12 protein-coding genes are annotated in these 12,383 nt (G+C 33.2%); 11 read left to right on the plus strand and 1 reads right to left on the minus strand.

Annotated features, from left to right (window positions below):
• The first annotated feature begins 214 nt into the window (after positions 1-214).
• A complete protein-coding gene (locus tag JCM19043_RS14885) occupies positions 215-802 on the plus strand; it encodes a hypothetical protein (protein WP_062323732.1) in 588 nt (195 codons plus the stop codon).
• A gap of 463 nt (positions 803-1,265) precedes the next feature.
• On the opposite strand, the gene JCM19043_RS14890 is transcribed toward JCM19043_RS14885, so the two are convergent.
• Positions 1,266-1,838: a hypothetical protein gene (locus JCM19043_RS14890; RefSeq protein ID WP_062323734.1), complete on the minus strand. Its 573-nt coding sequence runs from the start codon at positions 1,836-1,838 to the stop codon at positions 1,266-1,268.
• 511 nt (positions 1,839-2,349) lie between these two features.
• Between JCM19043_RS14890 and JCM19043_RS14895 the strand changes: the two genes are divergently transcribed.
• From JCM19043_RS14895 to JCM19043_RS14950, 10 genes are all read left to right on the plus strand, one after another.
• Positions 2,350-3,261 (plus strand): SMR family transporter, encoded by a 912-nt coding sequence (locus JCM19043_RS14895; protein ID WP_062323736.1) that lies wholly within the window; start codon positions 2,350-2,352, stop codon positions 3,259-3,261.
• A gap of 168 nt (positions 3,262-3,429) precedes the next feature.
• The gene (locus JCM19043_RS14900; RefSeq protein WP_062323738.1) at positions 3,430-3,657 is read left to right on the plus strand and encodes a hypothetical protein; all 228 of its coding nucleotides are present in this window, start codon (positions 3,430-3,432) and stop codon (positions 3,655-3,657) included.
• A gap of 1,422 nt (positions 3,658-5,079) precedes the next feature.
• The gene (locus JCM19043_RS14910) at positions 5,080-6,141 is read left to right on the plus strand and encodes an MFS transporter (RefSeq protein ID WP_062323743.1); all 1,062 of its coding nucleotides are present in this window, start codon (positions 5,080-5,082) and stop codon (positions 6,139-6,141) included.
• The gene (locus JCM19043_RS14915; RefSeq protein ID WP_062323745.1) at positions 6,129-6,338 is read left to right on the plus strand and encodes a hypothetical protein; all 210 of its coding nucleotides are present in this window, start codon (positions 6,129-6,131) and stop codon (positions 6,336-6,338) included. The genes JCM19043_RS14910 and JCM19043_RS14915 overlap by 13 nt, the downstream gene beginning before the upstream one ends.
• 53 nt (positions 6,339-6,391) lie before the next feature.
• Entirely contained in the window at positions 6,392-6,763 is a 372-nt protein-coding gene (locus tag JCM19043_RS14920) for a hypothetical protein (protein WP_062323748.1), read from the plus strand.
• 964 nt (positions 6,764-7,727) lie between these two features.
• Positions 7,728-8,069 carry an ISL3 family transposase gene (locus tag JCM19043_RS14925; protein ID WP_062323750.1) on the plus strand — a complete coding sequence of 114 codons (342 nt, stop codon included), beginning with the start codon at positions 7,728-7,730 and terminating at the stop codon, positions 8,067-8,069.
• A 111-nt stretch (positions 8,070-8,180) separates the two neighbouring features.
• On the plus strand, positions 8,181-8,570 hold the full coding sequence (locus JCM19043_RS14930; protein WP_143103201.1) for a hypothetical protein: 390 nt from the start codon (positions 8,181-8,183) through the stop codon (positions 8,568-8,570).
• 180 nt (positions 8,571-8,750) lie between these two features.
• A complete protein-coding gene (locus JCM19043_RS14935) occupies positions 8,751-9,110 on the plus strand; it encodes a hypothetical protein (RefSeq protein WP_062323753.1) in 360 nt (119 codons plus the stop codon).
• 922 nt (positions 9,111-10,032) lie between these two features.
• Entirely contained in the window at positions 10,033-10,404 is a 372-nt protein-coding gene (locus JCM19043_RS16630; RefSeq protein ID WP_143103202.1) for a hypothetical protein, read from the plus strand.
• 684 nt (positions 10,405-11,088) lie between these two features.
• Positions 11,089-11,718 (plus strand): CPBP family intramembrane glutamic endopeptidase, encoded by a 630-nt coding sequence (locus JCM19043_RS14950; protein ID WP_062323761.1) that lies wholly within the window; start codon positions 11,089-11,091, stop codon positions 11,716-11,718.
• The last annotated feature ends 665 nt before the right edge of the window (positions 11,719-12,383 follow it).

A 12,383-nucleotide genomic window follows, 5' to 3' on the forward strand; every position in this document is an offset into this window, starting at 1 on the left:
TGAAATTCATTCATCTAATAAATGTTTAAATTATACCATCGGATTTTATGAGATAAAACTGATACCTTGTCTAGCCTCATGATCAGCGCTGCATACTTAAAATATCAATTTCCATAATTAGTCTAGCAAGTCTAATAGACCTCAACTAAACTACCTGGTTAAGTGCAACCTATCCATATTAGGTAATAATTAAATCTTAAAAGGAAGAGAGATGATGATAATGATCAAAACTGTTATGTCTACTGTAACTGTTACGATGCTAGTATTCATATTATTTGGGTGTTCTAGTGATAAAGAAGTAGAAACGAATGAACAAATTCATGTTGAAAATAAAAATAATATTGACGAGTTGAAAAATGATATTAGTGAAATTACAAAACTAAACGAAGAGTTACGAGAAGATTTAGATCAGCAATCGAAAGAATTAGATCAACAACAAAAATTAATAAAACTTATACCTCAATCATGGGCAACAGCTGAACAATTTCTTAATGCCTATATTGAGCTTGATTATGACACTATGGATGAATTATTAACAAATAACTATTCAATTGAACAAGAGGGGATAATCTTGACCGATAATTCGACTAAAACACCTTATCTCGCTTTGCAGAGCAAAAGCATATCGTATCTTCTAAATAACTTCGAGTTAAATTCTGACCTTTCAAGTGATAAGATATTAATGAACGTATCATTCTATGTTGACACTGAGGATAATCCCTCTTCAGGAAGTGTTGTATTTATGAATTTAACTCTAGAAAAAATCGAAGAATTTTGGAGAATAACCAATATTGATTTATAAATGATTAATAAATGACGGCTCTCTTACAAACATACCAATATTAGTTGTGTAATTTCCACGACGGTGAATTTACACTACATTTCAATTTAAAGTAGGAAGTGAAGATGAGGACGTCAACACGATAAGACCTTTGAGTCTGTATTGCAAACTTGGATAGGTTACACTAAGCAAGACAGGATCCTTTAACCACACACTTCATTTCACGGCTATTATTCTGTTTGCCAAGCTATTTATCATTACTTGAGCGGGGCTTTTATATCGAGCGGCTGTCGTTCGGCAGAGCCAGCATGTATTCAGCTGGTTCTCTGACGCAAAAACCATGCCCGCAGGTGCTCGATGCCAAGCCACGTTAATTTCCTAGAGATGTAAAGGAAAAAGTGTTTTTTTAATGCACTGTTAAATACCTTGGCAGTAGTCACTTATCCAACTACCGAAAAAAATCAAGAAGTATATCTAAAAGTCGCTAACTATTTGTATAACTATCATAAAAAGAATCAAAATATTTTAAACTGGAGTAAAAACGCATCTGCAGTTTATTTAAAACTTGTTCTAATTCTTCTTTTGAATAAGAAGCTGTCAGTTCTGCTTTTTGTATAGAACTCTCCATTTCTATTATTGATTCTACTAGCAATTGTAAATAGTTTTTCGTATTTTTGTCATAATTTTCACTAAAGGTTAGATCCAGCAATATTTTTCTAGTTTCTATAACATCTATTTTAATTGAACTGAATTTTTCATTAGTAAACACAACTGAGTCCCCACTGATTAAAAAATCTTGGTGATAAACATCTAGCAAACCTTGTTGCATCCTGTTAATCGTTAAATCATTTGTTTCACTTTTTTCATAACTGCTTTTTAAGTCATTTAATTTAGATTCATATTGAGCAACCACCGTAGATTCAGGTGTGTAGATATATTGTTTATTTATACTAAGCAACGATAATGGATAGTAATGTGACAATATAAAAAGCACGCAGGATATTATAATTACTGGAGTGATTATCAATAATAAGTGCTTTTTTCTGAATATATTCATTGGAACTTCCTCCCTCTATAAAATAAGTTATTCTTGAAATCCCTCCGTGTTACTCCGTTTTTCTACTCAGGGTGATATCAAAATACGGATGAGTTAAACGTAATTAATCAATAAAAATGATTATTAGAACATGAGGCTCGGGCGAAATAAACATTGACGCTTAAAATTCATTCTATTAGATGACACTTACTACCATAACATAGGAAGGGAGGATTTGCATTTTTTAGGTCATTGATTCCTTCCTATTTAGTTTCTTAAGTAAATCTGTTATTCTTGTTCGGGTATGCGGTTATCGTTTTCTTTGAATAATCCTGTCTCTTTATGTTGATGAATCCACCTGCCAAAAGTGGATGGTATTAATTCGTATTCTTCAAATGATTTTATTTCTGGTTTTTTGTAACTACTAAAATAAAGTATACAGATTTCGTCAGATAAAATGAACACTTGCGTAACGAAACGAAATAAGGCTATAGTAATGAAGGAACAAAAAGAAGGGGAGTAGAGAAGCTTTATGTTTTATTTATTGCTAGCCATTATTTGTAGTGCATCCATTGCACTGATCTTTAAGTACACAGAAACAAGAAAGACGAATCGTTACGTTATTACAAGCGCTAATTATTTTATTGCTTTTACGACAAGCATTGTCATGATTGTGACAAAGGGCTTGATGACCGATTTTTCACTTGATGTTAATTTCCTCAGTGAGTTTAGCGCTGTTTTAAACTCAGATAACGCCTTGTTGTCACCAGCTTCAAGTATCCTTTGGGCACTGATGATTGGATCTGTTGCGGGCATATTTTTCTTTTTATCATTCATCTATTATCAAAAAAGCGTACGAGAAAATGGGGTAGGATTATCTGGCACGATTGCTAAATTAGGTATTCTAATTCCAATGATTTTCTCCATCATTATCTGGCAAGAGTTACCGACAATGATTCAATGGATCGGGATTGTTCTTGCACTTATATCTATTCTAATCGTAAACTTGTCACCCGAATCGCTTGAGCGCTTTGATTTAAAACCAACATTGCTGTTGTTGTTTGTTTTCGGCGGGATTGCGGAGTTTTCAAATAAAATCTATCAAAAGTATGCGTTAAATGATTATAAGGATGTCTTTCTATTCGCAGTATTTTTTATTGCGTTTATTATTAGTGCCACCTACGCTTATAAAAAGCAGGGCGACGTAAGAAAAAGCGATATTATAACAGGTTTCTTAGTTGGTATTCCAAATCTGTTCTCATCATACTTTTTAATTCTTGCCTTGGATACATTGAAAACATCGGTTGTCTTTCCAATATACAGCGCCGGCAGTATCGTATTGATTACGATTGGTGGATTTGTGTTATTCAATGAAACCATTAAGCGAAAAAATAAAGTTGCGATTGCTTTAACTATCGTTGCCTTAATTTTAATCAACCTATAATACACACACCGAAGACCTAACATGATTATTTTGTTAGGTTTTTTTGTTATAACGTATATTTTTTGTCAGTTATTTGCTATGATAGAAATAAGCCAATAACATCCAATTTAATCTATCATGTGTAAGAGATGTTTGTTGAAGTAAATGATTAAAAGGAAGGGGAAAGAGATGAATCAACACGATCTCTTTATCGCTGTTTATATCGTTTTACTATTAATGATTTTTATGATTGTTTGGCGTTTTACACTAGCATTTTTCAAGAAGACAGGTCCTTATACCAGTTATATTATTCAAGCCGCTTTCATTCAACTCATCTTGCAGCTTATTGTCATCATCAACTGGTTTTTCTATTACATGCATATCAACGCTATTCATTTATCGGTGGTATTATCTTAGGATCTCTTATCTGTCTTTCTACTGAAATCACACTCATAATATTACTGCTTATAAAAAGAAAGAAGCTTATATCGTCCTAGCACTACAAGGTCTCTTTACATCTAACATTTGAAAGGAGCGCGCATGCATTTGAAAAACAAACCGATGTTGATCAATTTAAAGCCTACTCTTGTTCTTTTCACTTTAAGCGTGTTGTCGTTAGGAGCTGCTTCATTCTCGAAATCATTTCATGATTTCTCGTTAGATTATTTGAAATTACATCCACTCATATTGGTCATCGCTTTATCAGTTTTGACCTTTTTTCTATCAATAGTTGCCATTTTCAAATCTAAGACGAAGAGAGTCGTCATCGTTCATCTAAGCCTTATCGTTGGAAGCTTATGTATTCTCTTGTTGTCTAGTTTCATTTTCTTATTCGGTAATGCCGTTGACAACCTATGATTATTGAACTGTAGATTTTAATTAAAGGCTGTTTTTAAAAAGTTGTTTTTTGCGAAAAACAATAAATTTAATAAAGCATATGAAGGAGGTAAACAGATTGAAAAACGTCATAGAGAAAGTCATTTATTTTGTATTTACGATCTTTATTTACATACTTTTAAGAAAAGTCGTAACGCTGGCATGGGATAATTTCGTGCCTTTGAATTTTAAAACAAACCTTTTAGGTGCATTTGTCGTCTTCCCAATAATGGTGGGAGCATCATTTATATTAGCCTCTATAACTTTTAAGTTCATCAAGAAGGCTTGAAAAAAAGTAAAGTAAAAATTAGTACGACCTCGATATAGAGGTCGGCTTTTTCATTTAAACCTTAGTATTACTAGCTTTCTAACAGGATAAAATATACGTTTGCTTTACACTTTTATCAACACCGCCTACGCCGACCTATAGAGATAGTCATCCAAATCATGAATGTCTTCACGTTATACCTTTGTAAAAACATGCATGAGTTAGCTGAACTTTCATTAGATATATTCGAATATTGGCTTCAAAATATAATCATGATTATATATTTACAGAAAAGAGATAGTATCAAAGAGCTTTGTTATAGATACACCTCATTATCTCTAATAATCAGTTTTCAATAGGATTTTTACAAAAATATAAACCGTGGTAATATCTAAATTAATCAACAAATCTATCCGATTAACTTCTTAAGTGAAAACCATTCGTGTGCATTTTCTTTAGATTCACATTACTTGTTCTAGACTTATTAAGTCCTATCATTCTATGACTCAATATTAGCATGCACTGAAACGAACTAAATTTTCCTGTTATTTAAGGATTGCCTATGCGATTGCGAGAGACGTGATATGACTGATTAGTTTAAATGTGTTTAAGAGGTGAAAAGCCTAAAAAAACTTGAATAATTTCACAAACAAATAATTAGCAATATTTTTAACTTTATCTGGGAGGATGATTTAATGAACGTATTTCGTGTTAAGTTTTTCACGACTTATTTTGCCTCAAGAAGCTTTGCCAACCTGAGTGATAGTATATATTCCATCGCTATACTTTGGTTGATTCAAACATCAACACTGAACGTGTCAGTAAACGGCTTTGTTTATGCGGCAATTAGTTCAGCAGCTTTATGTAGCATTTTCTTTGGACCAGTTGTTGATCGTTATGCGGCCGCGACACTTGCTGGTTTAGCCTTACTATTTCAAGCAATAATTGTGTTTATAATTCCCTTCATTTTTTCTACCGACCTTTTTATTGTTGCACTTATTATTGGTCTTGTTTTTATTGCATCGTTATTTTCTGCATTGTACTACCCGGCAAACAACAAATTGTTAACGCTGTTAATAGATGAACCGGATCAACTTCAAGCAGCTAATGCGGCGATTGGTTCATCCGATCAAGTCATCAACTTGATTGGCTACTTAGCTGGTGGAGCATTAATTGGATGGCTAGGTATTCAAAATGCCTATCTGTTATCCGCTGCTTTATTTTTACTCGCCGGCGTGAGCTTTCTTGGTCTATTAACTAGAAAGACAGCCCAACAGAAAACAACCCATCCATCCTCTGCACGTCAGTCATCGCTAAAGAAACGTTTTAGTTTATACCTAGCCGATATTAAAGCAGGCTTTTCATTCATTAATAAAAGTCGCTATTTAAAAATCATCCTCCCGTCAACGATTATTTCAGGGGCGATTATTGCCCTATTAATTATTATTTTACCGACGATGGGTGAACAGTATGGTTCTGCGATCTACTACAGTGGCCTTTACGTTGCCTTTTTCATTGGGTTCTTTATCGGCGCGATTCTATCAAATACTTTAAAAGCAAAAGGCTTATACGTGGCCATGGCCTGGCTCGGTAACGGTTTAGCTCTCGTATTATTTGGTTTAGCGTCTAACTGGTGGATGACCGCTTCATCTTTACTTTTATTCGGGGCCTGTTCCGGGGTGATGAATGTGATTCAAATGTCGTTAATTCAAATCATGACACCCACCCATCTCATGGTAGAGTCATGGCCACGTTAAGTACCGTCAACAATATCGCCACACCGATTGGGAGTTTAATTGGTGGGTTATTACTTTTATCATTTGATGTTCAGTCGATTATTATGACGAGTGCGATTATCTTTATCATAATAAGTGGTTATCTGTTGTCACAATCACATTTTACTCGTTTTGATACCGATGATGCCAAACAGTTTAAAGCGAGCTTTGAATCTTGAATTAACAATAAACAATCAGTAAAAGACGAAGGACATGAAAGGAGTGTAGAAAAATGGAAATGGTATTACCAGCAAATTATGTAATAATTAAAACAGAAGAAATGATGTATTTAGATGGTGGGTTTGGAGTACCTAAATGGCCGGTTTACATGGCAATTAATACTGGGATAGCAGTATTAATTGGTGGGGGTGGGGTCAAATTATTAATGCCGCTTATTAGGCGTAATGGCTCTGCAGCATCTAGAAAAACGTTTAATAATGTATTAATTCGATTTGTTAGTACTAGAGTTGCAAATACCTTGACAGGGCTTGTTTTAGGAGCCATTAATGGTTTTTTATATTTTTCTGTTGGTGCGGCAGTAACTACTATTTTTGATAGAAATGATACAAAACCAAACAATGGCTCTTTGAATGCTCTGTGGTAAATTATTATGAATAAATACTATAGCGTTGTTTTTATTATAACGGTTATCTCAATACTGATAACTGGTGGTGCTCTAAACTATATTAATAGTAGCCAATTTACTTTAGATAGTCCGTTTTTAAAGTGAATGATCATGCTATTTATTTTATTGGTTTTACAAATTATTTTGTTGCTTTTTATTTACTTCAAATACATTAAAAATGAAGTTAATAATTAAATTGTTTAATAGTGAATTTAAATTGAAATGTTATTATCCAGAAATGATGTGTAGATTGAGCAGGAAAAAATAATGTGTTTGGATGGGGGTGTAGGTCTTTACGTTAATTTAAGTAATAAGGTGCGGAATATGGTGGGAATTGTAGGCTATTCCATGAAAAAGGAACTTGGAAAAGTCAATCTAGGCATTTTTATTCTTGGTATTAGCTGGTTAAAGGCGGTTACTATATGATATCTAATAAAAATATACTAAACCTTTCATACTTATATTCTGTTTAGTATTACTCAACATTTATACATTCATAAACTCTGAAGCGGAGATAGAAATTACATTTTTAATTTTGATTGTTTCGGTACTTATTGGTCTATACAAAGGGATAAATGCTACTAAATTTAGAGAGACATTTAATCTGTTCAAAACAGAAAATATCTTCCATGGCCCGATGAGAAAAATCGAGTTATTAGCTTCATTATTGTTGTGTACTAGTACAAATCATGCTAGCTATAAATTTATAAATTTGATGAGTATATCAAATATATTATATGAAATAGCTTTTCTTTTTGTATTCACGTTCGCTATGTATCGACTGCTATTTTTGAATTTATTTAAAGATTGATTGGTTTGTAAGTAAGCACAAAAGAATTCGATTTGAGACTTTAATTTTATTATTCATGGCTTTAATTTAGAAGAGGTTACGATGACAAAATCAGTCGAGTAAGAAGGCCATTATCAACTTCATGTTGAGTTAGTGCGTGTTCCTCATCATTGTCCGAGCTGTAACCAAGTAACAGAAAAAGTCCATGATTATCTGATCCAAAAAATTCAACATCACCTTATTTTTGATAGACAGACAATTTTATTTTACCGTAAACGTCACTATTGTTGTGAAAATGAAGCATGCCAAAAACGGTTCCATGAAGATAATACCCTCGAGGAGCGGTACCAAAGACAATCTATAGAATTTAGTCAGGCCATGGGGGTTGAATGGATTCAAGGAAAGAGCTCTAAGGATGTTGCTTCTCGTTTTGGCACCTCTCCAACGACGATTATGCGTCGTTACGATCAAATTTGTGCTCCGATGTTAAGGTAAACCAAACGGTTACCAAAAATTACAGCGATTGATGAATATAAAGACGATGCTGGGGGCAAAAAGTAGCTCCGATCGAAAGAAATTCTAAAAGACCGGAAAAAAGAAACCGTCATGGATAAATTATATTTATTTGGTTATCCGTCTTATAATAAACTATTAAGGGAGTGCTGTATATTGGGCAACATAAGTAGTTTGGAATTTTTTTATGTAGTTTTTGGCATATCACTTTTAATGGAATTGATTTACAATGTTATTTCTGAAAAAAATGCTATTATTTTTCTGCTTGTATACCATGTCTATGAGCCTGACAGAGCAGAATATGACTTTACTAAGACTTTAAGAAACTATAAGCTATTCGCTTTAACCCTCATAGTATATTCCGCAATAATTATAGTTCTAACATATATATTTGGGACCATTGTTTCTAAAGTTGGGATGTGGATATTTTTTTTAATTGTTATTATTGGCAGTAAATTCTTAAATCCTGTAAAAAAAACCTAGAAAAAATAGATTAAGTGCAATTATCTTTATCATATTAAGTGGTTATCTGTTGTCACAAAGACATTTTACTCGTTTTGATATCGATGACGCCAAGCAGTTTAAAGCGAACTTTGAATCTTGAATTAACAATAAACAATCAGTAAAAGACGAAGGACATGAAAGGAGTGTAGAAAAACGGAAATGGTATTACCAGAAAATTATGTAACAATTGAAGAAGAAATGACGTATTTAGATGGTGGGGGGCAGACTTATTCTGGCTATAGTGGTTGGCGAGAAGTTAGCAGTATGCTGGCCAGTTTAACACGGTCAACCATTTCAGCCGGAAAATCAGCTGTAGCTGCTGGTGCTTTAGCTTCAACAGGCGTGGGGGGAGTTGGAGCAATACTAATTCTAGCAGGAGCAAAAGTATCATTTATAAGTGCTGCTATAAATGTAGGAGCTGCAGCGGCTTCCATCACTTTCATGGCGAGGTATAATAAGTTTCAATCTAAATCATGGAGTATATTTGGGTTTGGTGCTCATTTAGTTAGAAGAGTATGAAAAGATTGTCTGAATCGTCATGGTTATATTTAATTTTAGGGTTCATTCTGTTAATTGCTGACAATATATTTATACCTGACAACCATCATTGGAATAATGATTATCCTATAATGGTTTTGATTATCAGTTATGCGACCATTATCTTATCATTACCCTTATTTTATATATCTTTTAAAATGGATTGTAAGAAAAAAGGATCGAAGTGGATTCTCCCTTCTTTATTTGGGAATAAAATACTATATATATTTCTCTTTCTATGTTTTGGTGTTCTTTTGAATTTTATACTAGCTTTCTTATTCAAGTGAATAATGTTTTTTAGCCATTAAACTCAACGACCTTAGAAAACGAATGGGACTCAATTTGGTCAAATTGGGACGATGGGCGGGGCAGCTTTAGGGACGTGGATGGTTAGCTAGGCTGCAGTGGTTGGATCTAATTTAGTTACTGCATACTCTCGAGGGAAAGGTGTTAAGTGGGACATAGGTGTGAGTTGGGCTGTAGTCCCTGGTCTAACTGGAACAGTTAAGTAGTAATTTAGAGAGATAAAACTTTTGGGAGATATAAATAATTAAGCGAGGAGATAGGCGTATTGAAACCAAGATCATTATTATTAATTATCAGCAGTATTTGGGCGTTCATATATGCTAATATGTTGTACCCATCCCTAGAAGATATAGAAGGTCTAAAAGCCTTTTTAATTGTATTTATTGTATGGCCAGGATTCCTATTTTTTCAACTGATTTGTTATGCATTGTTTAAAAAATATCAGAATCAAAAAATTTATGTTGGATTCATTCTCTTAAAGACAACCTTATTCCTCATTCAACCCATAATTGCCGAAAATCAACTGAACTCTATATTTTTTTATCTAACGATATTAGGCATCTTTCTAATTGATTTTCACATAATGACGCTAGAGAACATGATAAACTTCAAAGAATTAACAATGTCAGAACAAGAAAAGAAAGGCAGTTCAGAGTACTTTAAGGTATCTTGGTTTCTCATGGGTTCAGTTACATTATTGTTCGCTTTATATTTCCAACTTAGTGAAGGTAACTATATGATGATTATATCATTTAGTATTGTGTACATATTTCTCTTCTTAAGAAAACAAGAACCAAAGGGAAAGTTTATCTTTGTTCAATTATTTGGTCTGTTAGCAATTTATTTATTAGCGATACTTGATGCTCCTGAGTTTTTAAAAGGTATACTTTTAATCGGCGTCTTATTTCTTATTTATCAAATTAAAAAGCATATTCTTAATAAGAAAAAGTTATCTAATATTACAGATTAGAAAATTTCCATAAGAATTTTTTTATTGATAAATAGATGGTACATCTTCAAATAGCGTTTATTTTTGGAGCAGAGGCTCTTTATATTAAAGGATTATTCGCAAAATTGATTCGACCAACGTGACAGTAACAAAAATAATGGGTGGGGTTAACTTATAATGTCGACACTGATTTTATTTCTATCAGGGTTAGGTTTTATTTTAAGTATTTTAACAATGTATGTTTTACTGATTTCTATAAATTGGTATGTCAGCACAAAACTGTACAACTTTTTTAAGGAGCGAAACTCGGGCTATCGCTTCTTAGTATTTTAAATGCTTATATTAACACTGCTAGCTTAGTGTCACTTGACTGTCGCTCTGCTCGCATGCAATCGAGCCCGGCAACCAGATGATGCCAAGCAGTTTAAAGCGAACTTTGAATCTTGAATTAACAATAAACAATCAGTAAAAGACGAAGGACATGAAAGGGGTACTGTTAATATGGACTTAGAGCTGGATCAACGGTTACTTAGTGGTTCAAATAACACTCGAAGCAAGATTGAGACAACGGAGTACAAGGTTTATTTACCATGTCTTATTTGGTGAACAACGTCACTCATTCATTAATTTTGAGCAAAAATGGATTAACAGAAAAAAGCGCCACAATATTTTTCAGCTAACTAGGAAGGCGGTCAATGTGAAAATATGATGAAGGCAAACCGAATTAATTTACGTCTCAAAAAAATCATTCTATTGTCTATTTGGGTTATTATCTATTTTAAAATCAACTTTGGAGTAATGAGAAGTACGGTCTTTCTTGCTTTGTTAGAGAATGATCAATTCTTTTTAAATTTGATTATGATTTTAATTATATACTTATTTTGTAGGCAAGAATTAGACCAATCACTAAAAGAACTAAATCTTTCAATGATTAAAAAAACCTTATTAACTTTGATTGTTTTGATATTGACGATATATATCTATATGACGCTTGTATTTGATAGTTTTGAAGTGGCATCTCAAAACTATACTATTGAGTTTTTGTTTGCTGCTATAATCATTGCTCCGTTAAGAGAAGAATTAATTTATAGATACTTATTTTTAAGTGTAACAGATTCAAAAATGGGGAAAATAGTTTTAGGCGTAATTTCTGTATTACTCTTTGTCTACGGTCATAGACATATGCATAATGGGAATTTATTGGCGATGATGCAAGTAGTGTTTCTATCATTAGGAACAATTTTTCTATACTTAAAAGAAAAAAATATATTTACAGCCATTGTTTTACATGTCATGTTTAATGCTTTCGTTATCATCATGTCCTTGATATATTGAGCTAAAAAACTAGCTGGAAGAGTTTCTTTCTTGGCAGATGGCTTCTTAATTTAGATTGCTTAACTCGTTTCCAGGAAATATTGAAGACACCTTTTTGCGAAGTAGTAGTTGAATACATATAGTTTCCAGAATATTTATCATACACGCCCCAAGTAGCTATAAAATCGGAGGTGTTTTTGTATTCATAGTATTCACGAGATGCCAATGTTTCATAATGAATGTTAATCATCCCGTGTTTTAAAAGCGCTAAATCGGAACATAAGCATGAAGAACTTTTAACATCCGCTGTTTCAAACAGTCTCGCGACCTCGAGGTTGATAATAGAACGCTATCCAAAAGCTAAACTTCAAGAGATAGAGATTCAAACGTTAGAGCGTAAGTATTACCTATACTATCTAACCGTTTTAATTAAGACAGAAGGAGATTCATCGCCGAACAATCAGCGGTATCAATTTGAATTTATCGCTTTAGGGCGAGAAGACACCTTCCTCAAGTGCGTTAGCACTAGGTGGGTGATGAATCGCTTGTTTTGAATATTTTTGAAGTGACAAACGTATATTCCGCGTGTTATAATTAAAGCACTAACAGTGACCGTCACAAAACAAAGAGAGGGTGGGTTTCATGGGCATGAAGGCTATTTTTTCAAATCGCTTATATAAGTATAA

The organism is Halolactibacillus sp. JCM 19043 (genome assembly GCF_001310395.1).
Lineage (GTDB): Bacteria > Bacillota > Bacilli > Bacillales > Amphibacillaceae > Halolactibacillus > Halolactibacillus miurensis.